Below are 24,582 nucleotides of genomic sequence, written 5' to 3'. Positions count from 1 at the left end.
GCTACATAATAAATATTGATATGGATATTTTACTTCAACCCTGGCCCTGGTACGTGTCCGGGCCTTTAATTGCCTTGGTAATGCTACTTCTAGTCTATTTTGGTAAAACATTCGGTATGTCTTCCAACTTGCAAACATTATGTTCCATTGGGGGTGCGGGAAAATATTCGGACTACTTTAAGTTGGATTGGAAGGCCCATCGCTGGAATCTGACCGTTGTTCTAGGTGCCGTACTGGGCGGTTATATAGCAACCCAATTTTTATCCGATGGATCGGCAATTGCTCTAAATGCCGAAACCATTTCGGAGCTAAATGACTTAGGGTTCAATACCGTTGGGGAGACGCTCTTGCCCCCAGAGATCTATAGCTGGGAAAGCGTATTGAGCCTAAAAGGAATTTCTGTCCTGGTCATTGCAGGGTTTTTGGTGGGCTTTGGAACAAGGTATGCAGGAGGATGTACTTCGGGCCATGCCATAACCGGCCTAAGCAACCTTCAACTGCCCTCCCTTATTGCCGTAATAGGTTTTTTTATAGGTGGACTCATAATGACGTTCCTTATCCTGCCCCTGATTTTTGGGTAGCAAAAGTGTTGGACAATTAGTAAAAATTATAAAAATGAAATTCTTAAAATTCTTGTTGGTAGGTATCTTTTTTGGAATTGTGCTGGTAAAATCGGAAGCAGTGTCCTGGTACCGTATTTATGAAATGTTCAAATTTCAGTCCTTTCACATGTACGGAATTATTGGTTCTGCAGTTTCTTTAGGGATTCTTTTTATTTGGCTCTTTAAAAAATTTAAGGTTCGGAGTACAGAAGGGCAAGAAATAGATCTGGTTCCAAAAGATAAAGGGGTTGTACGATATATTCTTGGAGGCACCATCTTCGGATTGGGTTGGGCCTTGGCAGGTGCTTGTCCCGGACCCATGTACATTTTGGTGGGTACCGGTATTTTTAGCATGCTTATTGTAATTGCAGCAGCGTTATTGGGTACTTTCGCCTATGGCCTTCTCCAAAAAAAATTGCCCCATTAAACTATTGGGCAATGGCAGGGGTCTTGGAAAGGAACCGAATTCCTTGACAAGGGCTGGAAGATAAGTTGGCAGTAAGCCGTAAGCCCTAAGCTGTAAGCAATGAGTAGTTTATAAAAAAACGGGGTTCACTGTCCACTGGCTTTTGTCAATTGTGTACACCCAAATTTAATGGGATTGCAATAGCAACCGAGATCCGATCAATCTCCATCAATATACACCCCAACTTCCATAAAAATGTGGGACGGGCCGTCTCAGGAAGGGATTTTTTCAACATGGAACGCCATTATCCTCTCCATTGCTAATTGTTAATTGCTTTTTGTCCATTGTTAATTGCCCATTATCGGCTAGGCCAAAACTACTCCCTGCATTGGGAAGTGGAATGGTTTGTTTAAAAAAGAAGAAAAAGCTTTTGGAATCTATTTCCCGGCTACATGATCTCTGCACTTAATCCTGCATTCAAAAGCTTGGTGCATCTTGGCTTTAAATCCTTATATTCCCCCGTCTTAACCGTACATTTACCGTTGTAATGTACAATAAGGGAGCATTGTTCCGCCTGTTCCGGAGTATGGTCACAGGCCATTATCAAAGTTTCAATAACGTGATCAAAAGTATTAACCTCATCATTGAACAAAACAATCTCATTCTGCTTTACTGTCTCCTCATCCAAAAGTAATTCTTCCGAGACTTTTTCCTTTGTACTCATAGAATTCAATTTTAATACCTCCTAAAATACGTATTTTACGGCAACCCAATTATTCTTTTCCAGATTTTTTTCAAATTTTAAGCCTACTTCCCTACATCTTTCCGAAATCTGTGGTATATCTTCTTTATAAAAGCCGCTCAAAAACAATATACCGCTCTTGTCCAGGCATTTCACATAGGTAGGAACGTCTTCCAACAAAATGTTTCTATTTATATTGGCTATGATAATGTCGTATTGCTGGTCTACCAGTAAATCGGCAGTTCCTTCGTAAACATTGATATGGTCGCAATTATTGCGCTCAATATTCTCTTTAGCGTTTAAGTAGCACCAATTATCTATATCTATGGCATCTATGGAAGCCGCTCCCTTCATGGCCGCCAAAATGGCCAAAACCCCGGTTCCACTTCCCATATCCAAAACGGATTTGCCGATAAAATCATGCTCCAATATATGCTGTAACATCATATAGGTAGTTTCATGGTGACCGGTCCCGAAACTCATCTTCGGTTCTATCACAATATCATAATCTACCTGGGGCCGTTCATGAAAAGGAGCCCTGATTACACATTGACGCCCCACTTGTATGGGACTAAAATTACTTTCCCAGGTGGCGTTCCAATTCTCCTGTTCTATTTCCGAAAAGTCATAATCAATATGAAACAAGGGGTTGGTAAAAATCTGTAGGTCGTCCAGAATACTTGGATACCAATCTTCCTTTTTGATATAGGCCAGAACCCCATCCTCGGTTTCTACAAAACTTTCAAATTGCACCTCCCCCAATTCAGCTATAAGAATGTCCGAAGCCGGTTGAACGGGCTCGACCTTAAAATTATACTCTAGGTATATCGAATTCGACATTATATAAATATGTAAATTTAGAAACCCGTTTTTAGAAAAAGAACCCGTTGATGGTTCAACGGGCCTTTCCTGATCTATGGTTGACACAAAATCCTCGTAAAACTATATTTACCAAGGAATGTATCTCAATTCTTATGTACCTAGTAGTCTATTGCTTTGATTATAGCAATAAAATCGTCCGCAATCAATGCAGCCCCACCTATTAGTCCACCATCCACATCCGGCTTGGAAAAAATTTCGACCGCATTATTTGGTTTTACACTACCTCCGTAAAGTATGGATACATTGTTGGCTATGCCCTCATCATAGGCATTGGTAATGGTTTTACGGATAAAAGCGTGCATTTCCTGTGCCTGTTCCGGAGAAGCGGTTTCTCCCGTACCAATGGCCCATACCGGCTCGTAGGCCAGAATAATTTTACTCCATGCCGAGGCATCCAGGGAAAACAGCGCATTTTTCAATTGGCTTTCCACAACATTAAAGTGGTTGCCGGACTTACGATCCTCCAATTCCTCACCAAAGCAAAACATTACCCTCATGTTTTTTGCCAGGGCGGCCACCACTTTCTTGGCCAAAATCTCATCGGTCTCCCCAAAATAGGCCCTTCTCTCGGAGTGCCCTATAATAATGGTGTCCACTCCTATCCCCAACAGCATATCGGCCGATATTTCGCCTGTGTAGGCCCCATTTTCCGCAAAATGCATGTTTTGGGCAATGACCTCAATGGTAGACGATTTTAATTTATCCACAGCGGCCGCCAAATTTACAAATGTTGGTGCTACCATCACTTCGGCCTTGGTATCTGGAAGTTTAGCGGAAAGTTCTGCCAACAGCACTTCCGTTTCCTCTAAATTCTTGTTCATTTTCCAATTCCCTGCTACTATTTTACTTCTCATTGTAATTCTAATTTATGTTTTTTTCTTTATAAGATTTAGGCCTATTCGCCTTTGGGCTTTAAGGATATGACCACAAAATCATTCAAACTTTAAATCCTTCATGTCGTTGTAATGCACTTTCTGTACAATGGTACCCTTCTCCAATACCAAAACTCCCGGATTGGAACGTACAATTGTTTTTAAAGTGGTTTCATCAGTGAAATAAAAATCGAACCCCAATTGATATTCATTTTTCATCTTTTGGGTATAATCCTTTCCTGAAGCGGACATACCTATTACCTTATAACCGTTCTTTATGGCTGTATCCGTCACCTTCTTTATCTCCACAAATGCGCGGTAATTGCTCTTTGCCAGATCATAGGCTATCACCATAACCAGTTTGGGTTCCTGTAGGAAGGAAGCAGCCATATCCTCACCGTCCTTTTCAATGGTAAAATCATGGATAGGTGGTTCGTACCCCTTTTGAACTTCTTTGGTTTCCACATCAATGAACTCGCCATCCACAGCAGGGTAATCGCCATTGGTAACCACTACCTTTTCTACCCCATCCACATTAAATTTCCAACTGTAATCAAAAATGGCCACCGGTGCGTTCTCCGGAACGCTCATACCTTCCTCTATATTGGCCCCTATCTTATAGGGTCTAAAATCCAAAGCCGGCAAATGGTTCAGCACATAATAGGCAAAGATAGCACTAACCAACAAACTAAGTCCTACAATAAATCTTTTGGAACCATCACCAAAAGGCGATCCAATATGTTTCGCACCAAAAAAGAGTAGAATAATAAGTACCAGTAATACCACATCCTTGGTAAAGGATTCCCAGGGCGTTAATTTTATGGCATCCCCGAAACAGCCACAATCGGTAACTTTATTGAAATATGCCGAATAAAAGGTTAGAAAGGTGAAGAAGATGATCATCAACAGCAAACTCCACAAGGTAAATCTGATCCTAAACCCTATCAAAAGCATTACTCCCAACAGGACCTCCAAAACGACCACAATAATGGAAATCCCTAGGGCATAGGGCATAAGAAAATCCAAATCGAGCACTCCGGGACTAAAATATTCCTCCAGCTTAAAAGAAAATCCGACAGGATCGTTCAATTTTATAAATCCGCTAATGATAAATAATAGACCAACAATTATACGACACAATGCCACTATGTATTTCACACGTTTAAATTTTAGTAATTAATTGATTTTAAATAAATTATAAAACCCGCTTGAATGGCTAGTCGGGCAGGTTGAGAACGTGTGCAATCACTCGTTGCTCTCGCTCTCCCATTAAAAATTTTAAACATCCCCTTTTGTGAATGTATTTTTAAAATTTATTAATGCTCGTTTCATCTGTTTATATTTATTGACTTTTTATCGGTTAGATGTATCATTGCAAATACGGCATAATTGATCATATCCTGATAGTTGGCATCTATTCCCTCACTGACCAATGTTTTCCCTTTATTGTCCTCAATTTGCTTGACCCGCAACAACTTCTGCAAAATTAGATCGGTCAGGGAACTTACCCTCATCTCCCTCCAGGCCTCCCCATAATCATGGTTCTTATTTTCCATTAAGGTCTTTGTGATGGAAATATGTTTATCAAACAAGGCCACTGCTTCCGAAGCACTAAGATCGGGTTGGTCAACAATCCCCTTTTCAATTTGAATCAAAGCCATAATGGAATAATTGATAATTCCGATAAACTCGGATACCTCGCCCTCATCTACCCTGCGTACTTCATTTTCCTGTAGACTCCTAATGCGCTGTGCCTTGATATAAATTTGATCTGTAAGGGATGGAAGCCTTAGAATTCGCCATGCACTACCGTAATCTTGCATCTTTTTCAGGAACAGATCCCTACAAATTTTGATAACGGCATTGTATTGCTCGGAGGTATTATGCATTTAGTCTTTCTAATTTATGTAAATTTCGCTTAAAATTTTAAACTATTCAAAAATCGAGATTTAAACTTTACCACCAAAAGTTTTGCTCCCTTTTATCACATAAAAAACATGACCGTTAACTGTAAAGGAAAATTAGTGGATCTAAGTACTCCCAGAGTAATGGGAATCATCAATATTACTCCAGACTCCTTCTATGACGGTAGCAAGTACAAAGACGAAACCGAGATTATTGCCCAGGTAGAAACTATGTTGATCAATGGGGCAAGTTTTATAGATTTGGGGGCGTACAGTTCCAGGCCGGGTGCCGATCATGTAAGTGAAAATGAGGAATTGGGCCGAATCATCCCCTTAGTAAAACAATTGCTAAAGACCTTCCCGGAGATCCTTATCTCTATAGACACCTTTAGAAGTAAGGTTGCCGATGAATGCCTGGCCCATGGGGCAGCAATAATCAATGATATTTCCGCCGGCACTTTGGATCCTAAAATATTCGAAATTGTTGGAAAACACCAAGCTCCCTATATAATGATGCATATGAAAGGTACTCCCTCCACTATGCAGGGAATGACCAATTACAAAGACCTTCTAAAAGAAATACTTTATTATTTTTCGGAAAAAGTGGCCATGGCGAGGACCTATGGCATTAACGATATCATTATTGATCCGGGATTTGGGTTTGCCAAGACCATGGAACAGAACTATGAAATTCTCAGAAAATTTAAACTGTTGCACGCTATGGACCTCCCCATTTTAACAGGGGTTAGCAGGAAATCCATGATTTACAGGCTACTCCAAACCACACCTAAAAATGCATTGAACGGCAGTACGGCACTACATATGTACGCCCTTGCCAATGGATCCCAAATATTAAGGGTACATGATGTGAAGGAAGCTATGGAATGCGTTCATATATTCAAGGCCATTATTGGCTGTGAGGATCGTTCATGATCGGTAATAATTCCCTCCCATTAAAAAATTGTTCAAAAAAGATCCCAAACATTTTTTCGGAATTTAATAAGGGGTTATAGCTTATTTCCTATTTTTACAAAAACCACAGGATTGGATTTTTTAAACTTCTTAGATTTTAGTATAACCGATATCATAGACATCTTTTTGGTGGCCATACTCATGTATTATGTGTACCAATTGGTCCGTAGAACCGTAGCCATCAATATATTTATCGGTATCGTTATCGTGTGGGCCTTTTGGAAGTTGACCGAAGTTTTGGGAATGAAAATGATAAGCAGTATGGTAGGTGGTTTTATGCAAGTGGGACTTATTGCCCTGATCATTGTTTTTCAACAGGAGATTAGAAAATTTCTATTAATGGTAGGCTCTACCAATTTTGCCTCCAAACGCAACTTTTTAAAGCACTTTAAATTTCTCAAGGAAGACGGACTCACCATTGGGACCAATGTGGATGCCATTATAGCGGCCTGTGAAAGAATGGCAAGTACCAAAACCGGCGCCCTGATCATTATTGCCAGAAATAATTCGTTGGACTTTGTTAAGTCGACCGGGGATAAAATGAATATTGAAATAACCCAGCCCATTCTGGAAAGTATTTTTTACAAGAACAGCCCCTTACATGATGGAGCGGCGGTTATTGAGGATAATTTCATAGTGGCTACCCGGGTAATCCTCCCTGTTTCCAATGAACGCTCCATACCATTGCGTTTTGGCCTCAGACATAGGGCGGCCGTGGGCATTACCGAAAAAACAGATTCCCTGGCCATTATAGTCAGTGAGGAAACGGGCCTTATCTCCTATATAAAGAATGGGGAATTTGTATTGTTCAAGAATTTGGAAGAGCTTTCCAGTTTGATAAAATCGGACCTACTTTAATACCGGTCAACAGTACATGAGTAAGGACTTGATGATACGGTTGAAAGTTCAAGGTTTCAGGTTTGAAATCTAATTCTCATTTCTAAAATCTTGCATCTCAATTCTAGTATCTAGTATCTCAATCCTAAGGTCCAATATCTAATTTTTAAAGAAGGGATTGAAACCAATGTCCGATTGTTTTAGGGTGAAAGGATTTATGAAGTGCCGGGCGGGGAGACTTTGTAAAGCTGTTATTTGAGTTTCTATGAAAGTTTTCTTGGCACGAGTGCAACACTCGTGCCATCGGGAGAGTCGAGAAGGCATTTCACGATTCACTTAAGACCGATCAAGCCTTAAACTACCTCTTCGGCCAAAAATTGGGCTTCATATAAATTTCTATAATACCCTTTTTGTTTCAATAGTTCTTTATGGGTACCGGTCTCCACTATTAGACCGTTCTGCATTACCAATATTTTATCGGCCTTCTTGATCGTTGCCAAACGATGGGCTATTATAATGGAAGTGCGACCTTCGGTAATCCTTTCCGTGGCACGTTGGATCAACTGTTCGGAATAGGTATCTACCGAGGATGTGGCTTCATCCAATACCAAAATACTGGGATTGCTCACATAGGCCCTTAAAAAGGCTATCAACTGTCGCTGACCACTGGAAAGCATGGTACCCCTTTCCTTTATGTTGTAGGCATATCCACCCGGCAGACTTGCTATAAATTCATGGACACCTATCTGCCTGGCGGCATCCTCCATATCCGAAATTGTAATGTCTTCGTTCTTTAGGGAAATATTATTGGCTATGGTATCGGCAAAAAGAAATACATCCTGCAACACCACGGCTATCTTGGATCTTAAGGAATTTAACTTAAAGTCCTTGATATTGATTCCGTCGATCAAAATAGCTCCCGAATTAATTTCGTAGAATCGATTGAGCAAATTAATTATGGTAGATTTTCCGGCCCCTGTGGCCCCAACTATGGCAATGGTCTCCCCAGCTTTTACCTTAAAGGAAATTCCGTGCAAAACTTCTTCATTTTCCAAATAGCCGAAATGTACATTGCGAAACTCTATATTCCCTTTAACCCTTGCTTTGTCTATAGTCCCCACATCTTGAATATTACTATCGGTATCCAATATTTTAAAGACCCTATTTGCCGCAACCATACCCATTTGAAGGGTATTGAACTTATCCGCAATTTGGCGGAGCGGACGGAACAACATGCTGGATAACAATATGAACATGAAAATGGTACCGTATTCCTCCTTACTTATATTGGTAACATTCTGCAACCCTCCGTACCAAACGATCAATCCTACCGTAATGGAGGATACGATTTCGGCCACCGGAAAAAAAATGGAGTTGTACCATACCGTCCTTAACCAGGCATTTTGATGTTTTTCATTGATTTCCCTGAATTTTTCCTTCTCTATTTCTTCCCTGGTAAACAATTGCACTATCTTCATCCCAGTGATACGTTCCTGCACAAACGAATTCAGATTGGAAACCTGGGCCCTAACCTCTATAAAAGCTACCTTCATAGCCTTTTGAAAAAGTCGTGTTGCATATAGGATTATAGGCAATACCGCAAATACTATGAGCGATAGCTTCCAATTGACCACAAGCATAACAATGGCAACCACCAACATTTTTAACAGGTCGGACACTATCACAAAAAAACCTTCACTAAATATTTCCCCAATCCTTTGCATATCCGTTACAGCCCGGGTAACCAACAAGCCTATGGAGGAATTATCGTAATACTTCATCTTAAACCCCATAAGATGGTTAAAAAGTTTTATCCGTATATCCTTTATTACGGATTCCCCCAGCCAATTGGCATAATAATTAAAATATAACTGGCTAAATACCTCCCCCAACAGTACGCCCACCATGGCCAGAGTCAAGCCCAGTAATTTTTGGCCATCCTTGTTGGTAATGGCATTATCGACTATCTCTCCTACCAAAATGGGAGTTAGTACAGCAAAACCCGACAAAAGTATCGCAGCTATGGCCACCCCGTAAAAGGTAATCAAATATGGTCTAACATGCCTAAGCAAGCGCTTAAACAATCTATAATCAAATGCTTTCCCCGTATCCTTGTCCATTGTGATCAATAATATTTTTTGGATATTTTATTGCTGTCAAATATAAACCTTTTGCAGGTACCGATACCCCTGCCTTTCCCCTATCCCTACTCGCCAAAATAACCTCCAAGTTAGTAGGTGCATATTTGCCCATACCAACATCCAAAAGGGTCCCAACTATGGCACGGACCATATTCCGCAAAAACCTATCGGCACATATGGTAAAAACCAACTTTTCCCTATCTTGGGTCCAATAGGCCTTTCTAACATCGCAACGGTAGGTTTTTACATCTGTATTGGATTTTGAAAAACACTCAAAATCTTTATGTTGTACTAAAATAGCCGCCGCTTTGTTCATCTGCTCTATATTTAACGGATATTTCACATAATGGGCCCCATCTACCAAAAAGGGATCCTTACTTTGCACTATCCAATATTCGTATGTACGCTCTGAAGCATCGAAGCGGGCGTGTGCCTCCGCAGGAACTTCAAAAATAGAAAATATGGCTATATCTTCCGGAAGATAAGCGTTTAGCCGGTGAACCAACTCCGACCCCTCAAAAAGGGCATCGGAATCAAAATGGGCGAACATTTCCCTGGCATGGACCCCCGCATCCGTCCTCCCCGCTCCGGTCAAGACCACTGTTTCACGTAATATTAAGGAAAAGGCGTTTTCCATAATCTCCTGTACACTAATGGCATTGGGCTGTTTTTGCCAACCGTGGTACGACCTGCCCTGATAAGAAAATTGGACGAAATACCTCAAACGAATAATTTAGTTTTGTAATTGGCAAAGATACCTGTTCCTGAGCAGAAAAACAGATGGCCAAGATGTTTAAATACAATTTTGTAATAAAATATAGTTATGCCCATTAGTCCAATTACCATAAGTTTACAGCTTTAAAAATTTCAAACTACTACCCCAAAACATAGTCTAAACAGACTTTCAATTTGTAATTTGCTTTCGTGAAAGAAATTAAAAAAGAAATGAACACATGAAATGGGCATAAACTTTTTTAAGCATACCTTATCGATATGATTAAAATAAGTTTTTGCAAACCCGCCCGAACGTACCTTTTCGGTACGGGCGGGAACGAAGTGGTTACATCTATTTGTAAATTTTGTAATCACTTATTTTTTAGCTAATTATAAAATTTTTAAAAAAGATGAAAAAAATACTCCTTCTTTCCGATACCCATGGACATATGGACGATAAAATCCTAAAATATGCCAAAGAGGCCGACGAAATATGGCATGCAGGGGACATTGGCAATTTAGAGGTGATGGATGCCCTGTTAAAAATAAAGCCGGTAAAGGGCGTCTATGGAAATATAGATGAAAACAAAATCCAATTGGAATATCCTTTGGACAACCGATTTAAATGTGAGGCTGTCGATGTCTGGATAACCCACATTGGCGGATATCCCAACAAATACAATATGCGTATCCGGGAAGATATCAAAAGGAACCCCCCAAAACTCTTTATCTCCGGGCACTCCCATATCCTAAAGGTAATGTGGGACAAAAAGTTAAACCTATTACATATGAACCCCGGCGCCTGCGGGATTCATGGCTTTCATCAAATACGGACCATGTTGCGATTTAAAATAGATAAGGAAAACATTAAGGATCTGGAGATTATAGAACTTGGCAAGAGGGGTGGTTCTTGAAGTAAGCGGTAAGCAGTAAGCAGTTGACAGAAAAAACGGATTTCACTTCCCACTGCCTTTTACCATCTTTAGACTACCAAAGTTTTTGGAAACTAAAGTAACTACAATGAAATCATAGGCAGGAAAAGGCAGGTTTTTAACCTTTAACTAAACTAATAAACTAATAAGTAAAGGATTTTACAGCTTGGATAGAAATAAAATAAGTAACCTTAAAATAAAAAAATCACAAAAAAACCCGGGCACTACCCCGGGTTCACGCACTAATACTACTAAGATGTTAGGTTTAACGCAAACGATCAACAGATTTTACAAGATCTTCATCCTTTTTTATTGCCCTGTTGGCCAGGACTAAAAAAACGATAGAAAATACAGGAATCAGCATCCCAATACCCTTCTCGGAAACAATGGTTTCTCCGGATAAGTTTAGTGATCGGTAAACGAAAAATCCTAGTAAAAAAAGATTCAATATCATATTCAATCTGTTCACCACAAATTGATTTTGTCTATTCTTAAACAACACTATCCCCAACAGTCCAAGGACCGCTACGGCATAAAAAGCAATGGAAACAAGTACCTCATTTTCCGCAAATATCTCATTTCCCCTTGCATCGGACCATAGATTTAAAAAAAACGGCAAAACTGCACCTAATAGTATAACTACGATTAAATAAAGGGTCTGGATTCTTTGAATCATGCTTTGTAATACAATTTAAAGGCAAAAATAAGTGTCTTTTTAAAAATTATCACCTAAATATTGAAAATAATTTGTAATATTGCTACGTTATAAGTCAGATTACTTACCAACAGGGGATTTCATTCCCTTTATTATCCAAAAACAAGAACAGCATACACTTCATAATTTTCGTAATACGTATAATTTATTCAAAACTTAATGTTTGAGATTTCAGATTTAAAATCAAAAAAGCTTCCTGAGCTTCAGGAAATTGCCAAGGGCCTAAATGTTGCCAAATTTAAAACTTTAAAAAAGCTCGATTTGGTATATCAGATATTGGATGTACAGGCATCCAATCCAAAAATTGTTCTAGAAAAGACCGAAGTGCTTACGGAGGACAACAGTACTGCAAAGCCCAAAAGGTCCAGAATAATCAAATCGAGGCCAAAAGAAACTGGTCCCAAAACCACCACACCAGAAAAACCGGAGATAAAATCCGCTGCACCGACAGAAAAACAGAATAGCCCAAAAGAAACCGTTAATGTAGCAGAGGATAAAAAAGAGGAAAGAAAACCGCGCCAAAACAATAGTCCTGTTCAGGCAAAAAAGGAATTTCAAAAAGGGACACCGCAACAAAATACGGCCCAACCAAATACGGCCCAGCAAAATACGGCCCAGCAAAATACGCCTCAGAACAACAAACCCCAGCATAAAAAAAATCCGCACCATCAAAAAGGCAACGTTGACAAAAACAACAGCAATTTTGATAAGGACCTAAAAAACAAATACAAAGAACCGGAATTTGAGTTCGACAGTATTATAGAAAGCGAGGGTGTTCTGGATATTATGCAGGATGGTTACGGTTTCTTAAGATCTTCCGATTACAATTATCTTTCCTCACCGGACGATATTTATGTATCCCAATCCCAAATAAGATTATTTGGATTAAAAACTGGGGACACCGTACTAGGAAATGTTCGTCCCCCGAAAGAAGGTGAGAAGTATTTCCCCCTTATCAAAGTAAATAAGATAAACGGAATAGATCCCCAAATAGTGAGGGACAGGGTGTCTTTTGAACACCTGACCCCATTGTTCCCACAGGAAAAATTTAACCTTGCAGAAAGACAAAGTACCATTTCTACAAGAATTATAGATTTGTTCAGCCCAATCGGCAAAGGACAAAGAGGAATGATCGTATCCCAACCAAAAACGGGCAAGACCATGCTTTTGAAGGATATTGCCAATGGTATTGCCGCCAATCATCCTGAAGTTTATCAAATTATCCTTTTGATAGACGAGCGCCCGGAGGAAGTAACGGACATGCAGCGCAATGTTCGCGGTGAGGTCGTTGCCTCTACTTTTGACAAGGAGGCTACAGAACATGTTAGGGTGGCCAATATTGTTTTGGAAAAAGCCAAGCGTTTGGTAGAATGTGGCCACGATGTGGTTATCCTATTGGATTCCATTACCCGACTTGCCCGGGCCTACAATACGGTACAACCTGCGTCCGGAAAGGTCTTAAGTGGTGGTGTGGATGCCAACGCCCTTCATAAACCAAAACGATTCTTTGGGGCAGCACGTAATATAGAAGGCGGAGGTTCCCTGACCATTATTGCCACCGCACTTACCGAAACCGGTTCAAAAATGGATGAGGTAATCTTTGAAGAATTCAAGGGAACAGGTAATATGGAGTTGCAATTGGATAGAAAAATATCCAACCGTAGAATATTCCCGGCCATTGATCTTACTTCGTCAAGTACAAGAAGGGACGACCTATTATTGGATGAAAACACTATTCAGAGAATGTGGATCATGAGAAAGTATTTGGCCGATATGAATCCGGTAGAGGCCATGGAATTTATTGAACAACGGTTTAGACAAACCAAGAACAACGAGGAGTTTTTATTGACTATGAACCAATAAAATTATTACGCATAATCCCTAAAAATCGGGAACAGTCCTATTATCCCATTAGGTTATGACGCCCAATGGGATTTTTTTTAATTATCAATGCCTTAAAAAAATGAATATTTTTTTAAGGCATTTTTTTAGATGTACAATAATCAGTACTTTAACACCTAATTTAACAAGTGTTTTCCCCCAACGCTTATCTCTGAATAATTACAGTATTAACAACTAATTGAAAATCTTTGAATTATGAAAAACCTAAAAAGAACCCAGGCCAAATTATGCGTTGGGGCCCTTATTGTTTTTGGTTTCACTTCCTGTGAACAGAAAAAAGAAAAAAACCCGGTAAAAGAACCCGCACCCACGGAAATTTCCGCCCCCAAGCAGATTGTTAGCGTAGCCCAGGCAAAAACCATGTACGATGCATATGGCGAACGCAGGGTTGGCCTGATCGAGGCATATGAAAATGAACTTGCCCCGGAGAAAAAATTTGATGTGGCCCGTTTTGGATATTATGACTACAATACCATTAAGGAATATATGGACTATATTGAACAAGAGGCCAAAAGGGCCAATGTGGAAATTTCCTCCCTACGTTTTTATTTTTCCAATTATCCCGATAAAAAGACCTTTGATGATGGTAGGGAAATAAAGCATCCCAAACAAAATTCCTTTTTTATTATTCCCGCCCTAAAGGAAAACGACCGGGAATATGGGTTCTATATTAGGGAAGAGGACGATGGCAAAAATGTCCCTGTTCTACTTACAGATAATTTGGAACCGAAAAAAGAAGCAGGAACGGATAGGTCCGGGGAAAGTAAATCGGAAGCCTCATTTATGCCGACAACATCACCTGCCCCCTTCTATGGCACAAATAAAAGTCTGGTGTTGAACGAAGCCCATATGGTTCCTCCTCCATATCATGAGGATTAATATGGCCCCTTAACCCGGATCTGAGCAAAAATGGAAATATTGGATGCTATTTTAGAGAATGCCTGCCTACCTCTCTATGCCTTGACCTTATTGATAGCCTTAATAAAATATCCCAAATATTACAGTACTCCCTTAAAGTATTTTCCCATACTTTTAATGTACACCTTCCTAACGGAATTATTGGGCTATTTTACAAAGCATTATGAGGTATTCCATATTTCCATTTTTACCGCTTTTGTTAAGCATAATGTTATAATATACAATATTTACAACATAATTTTCTTCAACTATTTTTTTTATGTCTATTGGAGCTACATAGAGAACAAAAAATATAAAAACTTTATACTCTTGACAGGAATATTCTTTATGATTACCTCCTTAATAAATCCATTTTTTCAAAACTTTAAGCTAGAAGCCCAGGTATATAGCTATTTGGTCGGGGCTTTTGCCATTTTAATCTGTATTATCCTCTTTTTCTGGGAACATAGGCATACATCAAAAAAAATGGACTATGGATTAACCGGTATTCAATGGATAAGCATTGGGCTACTCATTTTTTATCTGGGTTATGCCCCCATCAAGATATCCAGATTTTATAATTTTATCTACCAATTAAATGAATTTGTCCATCTAAGAAGAATTCACCTATCCCTTATCGTATTGATGTATATCAATTTTATTATAGGGTTCCTAAGAATGAAACGCAAATTCTGGATTTAACCGAGACCTGCCTAAAACTCCATAGACCATCCCGGTATAATTCCTTTCCTAGAAATGGCCAGCTACATTATCCCTCATCATATTTCAGACAGCCAATTTCTGTAAGCCATAGCCACCTGCCTATTCCAAGTACCATAAAAAACATTAAAAAACCATTCTGGAAAGAATCAAATATTATTGGTTCTGAGTCAAGAAAGCTTCCCATAAATTATTATCATTGGTATAATATCCAAAGTCCGTAAAGTTTAAACTCCTTTGTGGTCTAGGACAAGTAAACGGATCAAATGCCTAAATCAGGGATAAATACACCTCAAACCAATGTAGGAATAAGAGTGATGTTCAACCCCCACTAAACACAAAAACTTTTCCTTATACCGACCGAAATTACGTAATGGTCCATTTGGAAAATCAGAAAACCAATGAAGTTAAATCTTGGAACAAGTCTAAAAAACCGAACAAGGTAGGCCAAACCAAAAGAGGCTTTCAAAACAGTACCAGTTATTAAGATTACAAACTGGCCGCCACAAAAAAATAATTTAAAAACACTTTAAAAACAATAAATATGACATCTCCGGATCAAGTACAATTAGAAAATATTGCCGATTCCGATTATGAAATATTTGCACTCTTAAAACAGCGCTATAGTCCTCGAATTTTTAAGGATAAAAAAATCGCTGAACAGCATTTGAACCAACTTTTTGAAGCCGTACGTTGGGCCGCAAGTTCCAATAACGAACAACCTTGGCGGTTCCTTTATGCGGTAAAAGGTTCTGAGGCCTATAAAAAAATTATAGACAACCTTAGCGATTCCAATAAAATTTGGGCCAAAAATGCGCCCCTATTAATGCTTACTGCATTTAAGAAAGAAACAAAAAAAGGAAAAGAAAATTTCCATGCCCTCCATGACTTGGGCCTTGGATTGGGCGCAATGACGGTCCAGGCCCAGTATATGGGTATAGCCATGCACCATATGGCAGGTTTGGACTACAAAAAGGCCCAGCACATCTTCCAAATTCCAAAGGATTTCCATATAGCAACGGCAATTGCCATAGGCTACTATGGTGGGGAACTGGAGAACCTGCCCGAAAAACTTCGCAAAAAAGAAATGAACGAAAGGCAACGTATGCCCCAAGAGCAATTTGCGTTTAGGAACAATTGGGGCACAGACTAAACTAATCTATTATTCAATGAAATTACAGACCTGCCTGGCCGGTAGGCAGGAATTTTGGAACGGAATGGAATTCCTTTTCAATGACTGGGTGATATGTTGGCAGTAAGCAAAAAGATGGAGGCTGTAGACCGTAGGCAAAAAATGGATTTCACTGCCACTTCCCCTTTTTATCTAATTGGAGTATCAAAGTTTTTGGATACCAATCCCGATAGATCATGAGCTATGAATCCAGATAATTATTGGGAACAGGCAGAATTTTAGCCTTTAATTAGATAACATAGAGTAAGGCCATTCTTCACAAAGCTTCCTATTCCATTATTTCCTTAGATAAACCGTTTTTTTATTCACAAACTCCAACATACCTTCCATAGAAAGTTCACGACCAAATCCGGACGCTTTTGTACCACCAAATGGCAATCTTGGATCGGACTTAACCATTTCATTGACAAAAAATGCCCCGTCGGGGATATCCCCGATTATTTGCCGCGCAGATTTGATGTCTTTGGTAAACAGCATGGCCCCTAGTCCATAGTTGGAATTTGCGGCCAAGGCAACCGCTTCCTTTCTATCCTTTGCCCTGACCACAGCTGCTACCGGACCAAAAAGTTCCTCGTCAAAAGCGGGCATCCCGGGAACCACATCTATAAGTACCGTAGGCTCATAATAGGAGCCGTCCCGCTTATTTCCAACCCCAACTTTGGCTCCCTTTTCCAAGGAACCACTCACTTGTTGCGCCAAATCGTTCGCCAAATCCTCCCTTGCCATTACCCCGATATCTGTGTACTTGTCCAACGGATCACCAGATTTAAGAGCCTGGATCCTATCGGAGAATTTCAGTAAAAACTCCTCATAAATAGCCTCCACTACAATAAATCGTTTTGCCGCTATACAACTTTGACCGGTATTCTGCATTCGGGCCATTACCATGGTGTCCATATATTTATCCAAATCCGCATCTTCCCATACTATACAGGCATTATTGCCCCCCAGTTCCATAACACATTTTTTTAAGTGCCTTCCTGCCAAAGCGGCAATGGCCCTCCCTGCCTTCTCACTACCTGTGAGGGTTACCCCCTGAACAATAGAATTTCCGATGATGGAATCAAGCCGCTGGTGATCTGCAATAATAATCTGAAAGCACCCCTGCGGATAGCCTACAGAAAGAAACAGCTCCTGAAGTGCCATTGCACAGCCAGGAACGTTGCTGGCATGTTTTAAAATTACGGTATTACCAGCAGTGAGTGTAGGAGCCGCGAAGCGGATAACCTGCCAAAAAGGAAAGTTCCAGGGCATTATGGCCAATACACAGCCTATGGGGTCGTAACTAATAAAACTTTCATCCGCTTCGGTATCAATAAGATCGTCGGCAAGAAATCCTTCAGCATTCTTGGCGTAAAAATCACAGGCCCATGCGCATTTTTCAATTTCGGCAATACCTTGGCTAATAGGTTTTCCCATCTCCTTGGACATCAGCTGCCCATAAGATTTTTTATTCTTCAACAATGCCTTGGCCAATTTTTTTAACAGTCCCGACCTATGGTCCACGCTTTCATTTTTCCAGCTTTGGAAGACGTGTCCCGCCCTATCAACTACCCTATCAATATCATCTTCCGAAAATATTCTATATCTTTCCATTGGCTTTCCATCGTAGGGATTCACCGATTCAACATATTCCATATCCATATTATTTTTAAGATTGTATTGAGGTCGTAAATTGCCCCTTTTCATGGAATTAAAGATAGTGATTACCCAATTTCCTCATATTCCTTTTCCAAAAAATAGTAACACAAACAATAATCTACGTCCATCGGGTAAAATCAGGAATAGGCCGGAAAAACGGCCGACACCATTATCTCAATAGCATAAGAGTCAACATAAAATAGAATACAGCACAATCATTTGGGCCGGACACTGTAATTTTGTATGTAAGAAATAAGAAGCATTAAATAAATTTGGAAATCAGGTGGACCCAATCTTAGGGGACATATGAATAAAGATATTCTTCTTTGGATTACCACGAACTACAACGGTAATTCAATCAAGATGATTAGGTTGGTTGTTAATTAATGGTTCCGGTACACTTTTATATCGGAACCATTTTTATTGTATCGGTTCCATTATATTGTTCAGAATAATGGACTATTCCCAAAAATCTTCTTACCTTATCAACAACAACTTTAAGCATCCCTATGGAATTAAATATCGACGAAGCCTGGAAGAAAATGACAAAGAGGCTAGTCTCTTGGGCAGACAATTTAATTGTGAATTTGCCAAACATTATATTGGCGATGATCGTTTTCACATTAGTAATTCTACTTTCCAAATATGTCACCAAAATTACTTGGAAACTACTGGAAAAAAGTAGTTTGCAAAAATCCATGAAGAATTTAATTGCCAAATTAATTTCTATTATGGTTATTCTAGCGGGATTATTTTTGGTACTTGGAATTTTGGACCTAAGCAAAACCCTCAACACCATTTTGGCCGGTGCCGGGGTAGCCGGTCTTGCCGTGGGCCTAGCTTTGCAGGGCGCCCTCACCAACACCTATTCCGGTATTGTACTATCCTATATAAGACATATAAAATTTGGTGATTGGATAGAAAGCAACGATTACGAGGGCGAGGTAATCGATATAGACCTAAGGGCGGTAACCATAAAACAATCGGATAACAATTTGGTGTATATCCCCAATAAGTTGGTTTTGGAAAACCCGATTAGAAATTTCTCGACCACGGCCCAATCACGGGTAATCCTTAAGTGCGGTGTTAGTTATTCGTCCAATCTGGAATTTGTGCGCGATTTGGTGTGCCAGACCATTATCTCCAATTTTGAAAATATAGGGGATGCCAAAGAGATCATTTTTCTTTATACCGAATTTGGGGATAGTTCCATTAATTTTGAAACCCGATTTTGGATCAAATCTACCAATGCCCTTGAGGTACTAAAGGCCAAAACAGTGGCCATGATAGCCATAAAAAAAGCATTTGACGATAACGGCATCAATATCCCATTCCCTATTCGAACATTGGATTTTCCAGAAAACTTTAAAAATAACGACCCTACAGGCAACTGAACCAAAACTACTTACACCAAATCCGTATGTGTTAACCATTATTGTGATAACGTTAAACCATGTAATTGAATATCCCGAGATTTGTTACAGAGATTGTGTAAAGAACAATTGACTAGTATTAACCTAAAAGCACATATATCATGCTACGATGGACAGTAACATTTGTAATATTGGCAATAATTGCCGCAATTTTCGGATTCGGGGGTATAGCGGCAGGAGCTGCCAGTATCGCTAAAATTTTATTTTTTATTTTCTTGATTCTGTTTGTAATTTCATTATTTACAGGAAGAAAAAAAATCTGATCAATACCACATGGTAAATAATAATAATAATAATAAGTACACAACGTACGTAACCTTAAAACAATAAAAAAAAATGAAAAAATCGATAATTTATTTTTTGCTTACTATCATATTTACTGTTTCATTGGCCAGCTTAACCAGTTGTAGGGAAGAAAAGACTACAGGTGAGAAAGTTGAGGATGGAATAGAAAAAGTAGGTGACGACATTGAGGAAGGTGTGGAAGAAGTTGGGGATGAAATTGATGATGCCACGGACGACAATTAATAAAATCCCATAGATTGGTTGGATTTGATTAACAACGGACATTTTCCCTAGCGGATCTTGTCCGTTTTTATTTCATCCAGAAAATCCAGAACCTATAGCCAGGGGTGCAAACCACGGCCATTGGCGGGGTATAACAAGTAAATCCCCTGACAGGGATATGATTAAATGTATATAAATATTAAAATTATTAATAATGAAGAATGAATTTACCAAGAACGAAAAGGAGATAATAGACGAATATCAAAAAAAGGGCTATAAGGCTACCTACCGGGTAGATCATATGAAATTGATAGATTTGAATACTAAAATAGGGTATTCGCCAGAGAATGTTACCATTTTGGAGGAATATCGTTTTGAAGGAATGAGCAATCCGTCCGATATGTCCATTTTGTATATTGTGGAAACGACCGATGGCAGCAAAGGAACGGTTTTGGCCAATTATAGTCCTTCCAGTAACATTGAAACTGCAGAATTTTTTAAGGAAATTCCCGAAGAAAACTACTTAAAAAACTAACGCCCCATAACACCTAATAAAACCACTACGGTTGGGATAGAAGGATGATGTTGTATATCCTTAATATGGCCAAGGCCTTAGATGTACCTCCTACAACTCTACCAATTAGGTTATTAAAATCAACTACAACATCATGTAATTTTACAATTGATAAAAAAATTCACCGAGCAGGCTATTGAATATTAAAAAATCATCATCTTTGTGTATAAGGCCTACATTGTTTTCTATAATTTATAGGATCCATATAACGTGGTCCAGATTATATGCAACTGATGAGAATCTATCTAAAATTTGATTTTAACCATATCTGCAAGGCCGTTCTGCAGGAACAATTGGATGCCTTGGGCATGAAATATACCATTCATGGTGTTGGGGAAATTGAGTTTGAAAGAGAGCCCACACATAAGGAAGAAAAGGAAATGGCCTCGCTATTGGGAAATTACGGCATAGAAATTATGGACGACCAACAAATGGCCCTAGTGCAACGGATCAAAGATTCCATTACAGAATGGATCAATGATGAAGAGAACCCCAAGCTTTATAATTTCTCTACCTATCTTTCTGAAAAATTGGATTATTCATATACGTATTTGTCCTCGGTCTTTTCAGAAGCTACCTACTCTTCCATCGAAAATTTTATAATTTTAAAAAAAATAGATTTCGCCAAAAACTTAATCCTCCAGAACAACCTAACCTTAACAGAAATAGCGTACAAGCTCCACTATAGTAGTGTATCACACTTATCTGCCCAATTTAAAAAGACGACCGGACTTACTCCCTCCGCCTTTCAAAAAATAATTTTGAAACGGAAGGAAAGAACCCTAACCCAAGGATAACCACACCAAAATATGCCCTTACATTCCCTAAACATTGCTTTGGCAGATGATGACGATGATGACAGAACATTATTCAAGGAAGCCATTAACGAAATAAAGATCAAAACAAAACTATCGCTTTTCAATAATGGAAAAGAGTTAATGGATTATTTGGTCCTGCCAAATGTAATCCTCCCTGAAATAGTATTTCTGGATCTGAACATGCCCATTAAAAATGGAATGCAGTGTCTCTGTGAAATTAGAAACCATCCCAGACTTCATGACCTATTGGTTGCCATATACTCCACTTCCTCTTCCGAGGCCGATATTGAAGAAACCTTTGTGAACGGAGCCAATATTTACATTAATAAACCGAATAGCTTTAGTGATTTAAAACAGGCCATTGAAAAGGTTTTACAGCTTAATTGGCAATACCATACCTCGGCCTTGAACAAGGATAATTTTTTATTGCGGATCTAAACAGAGTTATGGCATGCCGATAAGAAAAATAACATCCTCTCCCAAAGTACTTGCCATCTCCCTTATTTTGGCCATCGCCCTTCTCATGTTTCTGGGGAGCATTAGTTACAAACAAATCGTACAGCTTGGGAAATCGGCAGATATGGTTTCCCATACCTTGGAGGTAGACATGGAAATAAATCAACTTTTTTCCTATTATGCCCAAATGCAATCTACCGAGCTTAAAAACCTACTTTCCCATGACACCTTGAGTATTTCTTCCTACGAAAATTACAAACCGGAGGTACAGGAATCATTTCTAAAACTAAGGCTACTTACCCACGAAAATCCTGTACATCAGAAAATCCTACAAGCGGTCCGATCTTGGCAGGATAGCCTATATATTTCCTTGGAAATAATCTCGAATATTCCTTTTCAAAAAACAAATTATTCTTCAAAGGACAGGGAAAAAATAACCAAAGTTTCCAAATCCATCACCCAATTGAACCTGCTTAGAAACCAAATGTACCAAGAAAAGCAGATACAACTTGCCAAACATAAAGCGGAATATAGGAACCAAATTTTTTTTACCCCCCTTACCTCCCTATTATTGGGCATGTTCGCCCTGGTCATATTCATTGTTTCATTTATCAAAATTAATTCCCAGCGAAAAAAAATGGTTACTGCTGAGAAATTCCTTCAAAATACGTTGAGCAGTACGGACAATATAATTAGTTATTTTTCACCTGTCTATAATACAAACGGTCAAGTAGAAGATTTTACCATCGTCTTTTCCAATGATAAAATTGAATCGGTCATCGGCTTAAAATCCCACCAAATTGAGCATCGTAAAATGTCCGAACTATTTCCCGTTAACTTTGAGAATGGCATTTTTAAAGAACTGTCCATGGTTATAACTGAGGGCGCCACCCGTAAATTCGAAAAATATTTTGAATTTAATGACAATAAGTTTTGGTTCAAAACTACGGCCGTAAAAATGGAGAACGGCGTTTTGACTACTTCGGTCGATACTACAGCGGAAAAAAAGTTTACACAGAATTTAAAGGTTTTGAACGAACAGTTGGAAGAACAGAACCATAATTTGATCGAGACCAAGTCTTTTTTGAACAATATCCTTGAAAGTACCAGTAATACCGTTAGTCACCTTATTACCGAGAGGGATTTGAACGGTAAAATAATGGATTTTAAGTATTTGTACACCAACACGGAAAGTGAGAACCTTACCGGGATACAAGTGGCAGAAGTTATTGGAAGATCAATCTCCAAAATCTATCCCTTTGTGCATGAATCCGGACTATACGACCTCATGGTAAAATGTGCCGACAACGGTAGCATTGAAACACATGAAGCCGAATACCCCCTGAAGGAAAAACAGGTATGGGTCCACACTACCATAAACAAACTAAACGATGGTATAACCCTAACCTCCTATGACAGTACTCAAATAATTAATGCCAAACAACGCTTGTTGGAGCTCAATGAACAATTAACGGTACAGAATTCCATTCTAAACGATGCCGAAGCCGTTGCAAAAATTGGTAGTTACCGCTGGAACATTAAAACCAAGAAGGCCACCATGTCCGATAATTTTTACAGGTTATTGGATTGCCGACCCAACGAGTTTAAGCCGACACTTGAAAATTATAGGAAATTTATACACCCAAAAGACCTTAAGGAATTCGATGAAAAATTACACCTTGCCCTGGAGAAAAAAACGATCAATAATTACACCTATCGCATTATAACTAAAAATGGGAAGGTAAAATGTCTTCAAAATACAGGTCATTTATTAAAAACTGAATTTATTGGGGTAGTAAAGGATATTACCAATGAGCTAAAGAACGAACAAAAACTAAAGGACAATTACCTGGAACTAAAACGCACCAACAGTGAATTGGAGTCGTTTAACCGTGTTGCCAGTCATGACCTCCAGGAACCCTTAAGGAAGATACAGATGTTTATCTCACGAATATCGGATTCCGATTCCTCCAACTTTACGGAACAGCAAGCCCTATATGTTGATAAGGTCAAATCTTCTGCCAACCGCATGCAGACCCTTATAAAAAACCTATTGTCCTATTCCAGGATCAGCAAGAAAAAAAAGGACTTTGTACAGGTTGACCTGAATCTTGTTATGGAAAAAGTGCAGGAAGATCTGGAGGCCCCAATTAGGGAATCCGAGGTAGAGTTTGTGCTTGGCAATCTTCCGGAAGTACGGGGCGTTCCCTTTCAATTGGAGCAGCTTTTCAACAATTTGATCTCCAATTCCATCAAATATCACAGTATCCTAGAAACTCCAAGAATAGAGATCGCATGCCAAAAAATGGAACGCAATTCCATAGCTGCCGACTTTAATAAAAAAGCCAAGGAATATTACTGTATTTCCGTAAAGGATAACGGCATTGGGTTTGATCAGGCCAATGCCCAAAAAATATTTGAACTATTCCAACGCCTGCATCAAAAAAATGAATATTCGGGTACCGGAATCGGATTGGCCATTTGCAAAAAAATTGTTGAAAAGCACAAAGGACATATTGTGGCACATGGCCATGTAAACAAAGGAGCTACCTTTTATATATACCTCCCCGTCTAAGGTTCAAGGTTCAAGATTCAAGGTTTGCGCAGTGAGAAGTCATTGCATGTTTAACTTTTGGGATTGCATCTATATAATTATTTCACCTTACATAATGCTCCAAGGTTTGGTCCAACCCACAACGACCAAGACCCCTAAGACCGGCAAT

25 protein-coding genes are annotated in these 24,582 nt (G+C 39.2%); 16 read left to right on the top strand and 9 right to left on the bottom strand.

Features of this window, described 5'->3' with window-relative positions:
- Window positions 1-20 precede the first annotated feature (20 nt).
- Window positions 21-581 carry a YeeE/YedE family protein gene (locus tag D0S24_RS13085; protein ID WP_117020326.1) on the top strand — a complete coding sequence of 187 codons (561 nt, stop codon included), beginning with the start codon at window positions 21-23 and terminating at the stop codon, window positions 579-581.
- 34 nt (window positions 582-615) lie between these two features.
- Complete coding sequence (locus tag D0S24_RS13080) at window positions 616-1,029, top strand: DUF6691 family protein (protein WP_117020325.1); 414 nt, start codon at window positions 616-618, stop codon at window positions 1,027-1,029.
- Window positions 1,030-1,456: 427 nt separating this feature from the next.
- Here the strand turns inward: D0S24_RS13080 and D0S24_RS13075 are convergent, their stop codons facing one another.
- From D0S24_RS13075 to D0S24_RS13055, 5 genes are all read right to left on the bottom strand, one after another.
- Window positions 1,457-1,732 carry an ATP-dependent Clp protease adaptor ClpS gene (locus D0S24_RS13075; RefSeq protein ID WP_117020324.1) on the bottom strand — a complete coding sequence of 92 codons (276 nt, stop codon included), beginning with the start codon at window positions 1,730-1,732 and terminating at the stop codon, window positions 1,457-1,459.
- Between the two features lie 21 nt (window positions 1,733-1,753).
- On the bottom strand, window positions 1,754-2,590 hold the full coding sequence (gene prmA, locus D0S24_RS13070; RefSeq protein ID WP_117020323.1) for a 50S ribosomal protein L11 methyltransferase: 837 nt from the start codon (window positions 2,588-2,590) through the stop codon (window positions 1,754-1,756).
- Between the two features lie 140 nt (window positions 2,591-2,730).
- Window positions 2,731-3,486: a triose-phosphate isomerase gene (gene tpiA / locus D0S24_RS13065; RefSeq protein ID WP_117020322.1), complete on the bottom strand. Its 756-nt coding sequence runs from the start codon at window positions 3,484-3,486 to the stop codon at window positions 2,731-2,733.
- A 78-nt stretch (window positions 3,487-3,564) separates the two neighbouring features.
- Window positions 3,565-4,662, bottom strand: a complete 1,098-nt coding sequence (locus tag D0S24_RS13060) for a BT_3928 family protein (RefSeq protein ID WP_117020321.1) — start codon at window positions 4,660-4,662, stop codon at window positions 3,565-3,567.
- Window positions 4,663-4,832: 170 nt separating this feature from the next.
- Window positions 4,833-5,393, bottom strand: a complete 561-nt coding sequence (locus D0S24_RS13055; RefSeq protein ID WP_117020320.1) for a DUF1599 domain-containing protein — start codon at window positions 5,391-5,393, stop codon at window positions 4,833-4,835.
- 108 nt (window positions 5,394-5,501) lie between these two features.
- Between D0S24_RS13055 and folP the strand changes: the two genes are divergently transcribed.
- Together folP and D0S24_RS13045 are read left to right on the top strand one after the other, a co-directional pair.
- A complete protein-coding gene (folP, locus tag D0S24_RS13050; RefSeq protein WP_117020319.1) occupies window positions 5,502-6,341 on the top strand; it encodes a dihydropteroate synthase in 840 nt (279 codons plus the stop codon).
- A 111-nt stretch (window positions 6,342-6,452) separates the two neighbouring features.
- The gene (locus D0S24_RS13045) at window positions 6,453-7,238 is read left to right on the top strand and encodes a diadenylate cyclase (protein WP_117020318.1); all 786 of its coding nucleotides are present in this window, start codon (window positions 6,453-6,455) and stop codon (window positions 7,236-7,238) included.
- 332 nt (window positions 7,239-7,570) lie between these two features.
- Here the strand turns inward: D0S24_RS13045 and D0S24_RS13040 are convergent, their stop codons facing one another.
- Both D0S24_RS13040 and truA read right to left on the bottom strand, forming a co-directional pair.
- Entirely contained in the window at window positions 7,571-9,337 is a 1,767-nt protein-coding gene (locus D0S24_RS13040) for an ABC transporter ATP-binding protein (RefSeq protein ID WP_117020317.1), read from the bottom strand.
- Window positions 9,309-10,082 (bottom strand): tRNA pseudouridine(38-40) synthase TruA, encoded by a 774-nt coding sequence (truA, locus tag D0S24_RS13035; RefSeq protein ID WP_117020316.1) that lies wholly within the window; start codon window positions 10,080-10,082, stop codon window positions 9,309-9,311. Before truA ends, D0S24_RS13040 begins: the two co-directional genes overlap by 29 nt.
- 400 nt (window positions 10,083-10,482) lie before the next feature.
- On the opposite strand from truA, the gene D0S24_RS13030 reads away from it, so the two are divergent.
- Window positions 10,483-10,986: a metallophosphoesterase gene (locus D0S24_RS13030; protein ID WP_117020315.1), complete on the top strand. Its 504-nt coding sequence runs from the start codon at window positions 10,483-10,485 to the stop codon at window positions 10,984-10,986.
- Window positions 10,987-11,269: 283 nt separating this feature from the next.
- On the opposite strand, the gene D0S24_RS13025 is transcribed toward D0S24_RS13030, so the two are convergent.
- Window positions 11,270-11,680 carry a DUF4293 domain-containing protein gene (locus tag D0S24_RS13025; protein ID WP_117020314.1) on the bottom strand — a complete coding sequence of 137 codons (411 nt, stop codon included), beginning with the start codon at window positions 11,678-11,680 and terminating at the stop codon, window positions 11,270-11,272.
- A gap of 198 nt (window positions 11,681-11,878) precedes the next feature.
- Between D0S24_RS13025 and rho the strand changes: the two genes are divergently transcribed.
- The 4 genes from rho (at window position 11,879) to D0S24_RS13005 (ending at window position 16,391) form a co-directional block, all read left to right on the top strand.
- On the top strand, window positions 11,879-13,582 hold the full coding sequence (gene rho, locus D0S24_RS13020; protein WP_117020313.1) for a transcription termination factor Rho: 1,704 nt from the start codon (window positions 11,879-11,881) through the stop codon (window positions 13,580-13,582).
- 234 nt (window positions 13,583-13,816) lie between these two features.
- Complete coding sequence (locus D0S24_RS13015; protein ID WP_117020312.1) at window positions 13,817-14,500, top strand: hypothetical protein; 684 nt, start codon at window positions 13,817-13,819, stop codon at window positions 14,498-14,500.
- A gap of 30 nt (window positions 14,501-14,530) precedes the next feature.
- Complete coding sequence (locus D0S24_RS13010) at window positions 14,531-15,220, top strand: hypothetical protein (RefSeq protein ID WP_117020311.1); 690 nt, start codon at window positions 14,531-14,533, stop codon at window positions 15,218-15,220.
- Between the two features lie 562 nt (window positions 15,221-15,782).
- The gene (locus tag D0S24_RS13005; RefSeq protein WP_117020310.1) at window positions 15,783-16,391 is read left to right on the top strand and encodes a nitroreductase family protein; all 609 of its coding nucleotides are present in this window, start codon (window positions 15,783-15,785) and stop codon (window positions 16,389-16,391) included.
- Between the two features lie 315 nt (window positions 16,392-16,706).
- Here the strand turns inward: D0S24_RS13005 and D0S24_RS13000 are convergent, their stop codons facing one another.
- Window positions 16,707-18,068: an NAD-dependent succinate-semialdehyde dehydrogenase gene (locus tag D0S24_RS13000; RefSeq protein ID WP_117020571.1), complete on the bottom strand. Its 1,362-nt coding sequence runs from the start codon at window positions 18,066-18,068 to the stop codon at window positions 16,707-16,709.
- Between the two features lie 512 nt (window positions 18,069-18,580).
- On the opposite strand from D0S24_RS13000, the gene D0S24_RS12995 reads away from it, so the two are divergent.
- The 7 genes from D0S24_RS12995 (at window position 18,581) to D0S24_RS12965 (ending at window position 24,434) form a co-directional block, all read left to right on the top strand.
- On the top strand, window positions 18,581-19,465 hold the full coding sequence (locus D0S24_RS12995) for a mechanosensitive ion channel family protein (RefSeq protein ID WP_117020309.1): 885 nt from the start codon (window positions 18,581-18,583) through the stop codon (window positions 19,463-19,465).
- Between the two features lie 140 nt (window positions 19,466-19,605).
- Entirely contained in the window at window positions 19,606-19,767 is a 162-nt protein-coding gene (locus D0S24_RS12990; RefSeq protein WP_117020308.1) for a DUF1328 family protein, read from the top strand.
- A 73-nt stretch (window positions 19,768-19,840) separates the two neighbouring features.
- Window positions 19,841-20,032: a hypothetical protein gene (locus D0S24_RS12985; RefSeq protein ID WP_117020307.1), complete on the top strand. Its 192-nt coding sequence runs from the start codon at window positions 19,841-19,843 to the stop codon at window positions 20,030-20,032.
- A gap of 193 nt (window positions 20,033-20,225) precedes the next feature.
- Complete coding sequence (locus tag D0S24_RS12980; RefSeq protein ID WP_117020306.1) at window positions 20,226-20,546, top strand: hypothetical protein; 321 nt, start codon at window positions 20,226-20,228, stop codon at window positions 20,544-20,546.
- A 272-nt stretch (window positions 20,547-20,818) separates the two neighbouring features.
- Window positions 20,819-21,382: an AraC family transcriptional regulator gene (locus tag D0S24_RS12975; RefSeq protein ID WP_117020570.1), complete on the top strand. Its 564-nt coding sequence runs from the start codon at window positions 20,819-20,821 to the stop codon at window positions 21,380-21,382.
- 12 nt (window positions 21,383-21,394) lie between these two features.
- Entirely contained in the window at window positions 21,395-21,841 is a 447-nt protein-coding gene (locus D0S24_RS12970) for a response regulator (RefSeq protein WP_117020305.1), read from the top strand.
- A 13-nt stretch (window positions 21,842-21,854) separates the two neighbouring features.
- Complete coding sequence (locus D0S24_RS12965) at window positions 21,855-24,434, top strand: ATP-binding protein (protein WP_117020304.1); 2,580 nt, start codon at window positions 21,855-21,857, stop codon at window positions 24,432-24,434.
- The last annotated feature ends 148 nt before the right edge of the window (window positions 24,435-24,582 follow it).

The sequence above is a fragment of the Arenibacter sp. P308M17 genome, from assembly GCF_003426735.1.
Taxonomy (GTDB): domain Bacteria; phylum Bacteroidota; class Bacteroidia; order Flavobacteriales; family Flavobacteriaceae; genus Arenibacter.
Note: the sequence above shows the minus strand (reverse complement) of the source record. Positions and strands in the feature narration are given on the sequence as shown.

Coding starts and splice junctions, on each gene's coding strand:
- D0S24_RS13010 (WP_117020311.1), top strand. CDS start 14,531: ATGGAAATATTGGATGCTATTTTAGAGAATGCCTGCCTACCTCTCTAT.
- rho (WP_117020313.1), top strand. CDS start 11,879: ATGTTTGAGATTTCAGATTTAAAATCAAAAAAGCTTCCTGAGCTTCAG.
- D0S24_RS12985 (WP_117020307.1), top strand. CDS start 19,841: ATGAAAAAATCGATAATTTATTTTTTGCTTACTATCATATTTACTGTT.
- D0S24_RS12970 (WP_117020305.1), top strand. CDS start 21,395: ATGCCCTTACATTCCCTAAACATTGCTTTGGCAGATGATGACGATGAT.
- prmA (WP_117020323.1), bottom strand. CDS start 2,590: ATGTCGAATTCGATATACCTAGAGTATAATTTTAAGGTCGAGCCCGTT.
- D0S24_RS13000 (WP_117020571.1), bottom strand. CDS start 18,068: ATGGAATATGTTGAATCGGTGAATCCCTACGATGGAAAGCCAATGGAA.
- D0S24_RS12980 (WP_117020306.1), top strand. CDS start 20,226: ATGAAGAATGAATTTACCAAGAACGAAAAGGAGATAATAGACGAATAT.
- D0S24_RS13005 (WP_117020310.1), top strand. CDS start 15,783: ATGACATCTCCGGATCAAGTACAATTAGAAAATATTGCCGATTCCGAT.
- D0S24_RS12965 (WP_117020304.1), top strand. CDS start 21,855: ATGCCGATAAGAAAAATAACATCCTCTCCCAAAGTACTTGCCATCTCC.
- D0S24_RS13030 (WP_117020315.1), top strand. CDS start 10,483: ATGAAAAAAATACTCCTTCTTTCCGATACCCATGGACATATGGACGAT.
- tpiA (WP_117020322.1), bottom strand. CDS start 3,486: ATGAGAAGTAAAATAGTAGCAGGGAATTGGAAAATGAACAAGAATTTA.
- D0S24_RS13015 (WP_117020312.1), top strand. CDS start 13,817: ATGAAAAACCTAAAAAGAACCCAGGCCAAATTATGCGTTGGGGCCCTT.
- D0S24_RS12995 (WP_117020309.1), top strand. CDS start 18,581: ATGGAATTAAATATCGACGAAGCCTGGAAGAAAATGACAAAGAGGCTA.
- folP (WP_117020319.1), top strand. CDS start 5,502: ATGACCGTTAACTGTAAAGGAAAATTAGTGGATCTAAGTACTCCCAGA.
- D0S24_RS12990 (WP_117020308.1), top strand. CDS start 19,606: ATGCTACGATGGACAGTAACATTTGTAATATTGGCAATAATTGCCGCA.
- D0S24_RS13085 (WP_117020326.1), top strand. CDS start 21: ATGGATATTTTACTTCAACCCTGGCCCTGGTACGTGTCCGGGCCTTTA.
- D0S24_RS13025 (WP_117020314.1), bottom strand. CDS start 11,680: ATGATTCAAAGAATCCAGACCCTTTATTTAATCGTAGTTATACTATTA.
- D0S24_RS13040 (WP_117020317.1), bottom strand. CDS start 9,337: ATGGACAAGGATACGGGGAAAGCATTTGATTATAGATTGTTTAAGCGC.
- D0S24_RS13080 (WP_117020325.1), top strand. CDS start 616: ATGAAATTCTTAAAATTCTTGTTGGTAGGTATCTTTTTTGGAATTGTG.
- D0S24_RS12975 (WP_117020570.1), top strand. CDS start 20,819: ATGAGAATCTATCTAAAATTTGATTTTAACCATATCTGCAAGGCCGTT.
- D0S24_RS13055 (WP_117020320.1), bottom strand. CDS start 5,393: ATGCATAATACCTCCGAGCAATACAATGCCGTTATCAAAATTTGTAGG.
- D0S24_RS13075 (WP_117020324.1), bottom strand. CDS start 1,732: ATGAGTACAAAGGAAAAAGTCTCGGAAGAATTACTTTTGGATGAGGAG.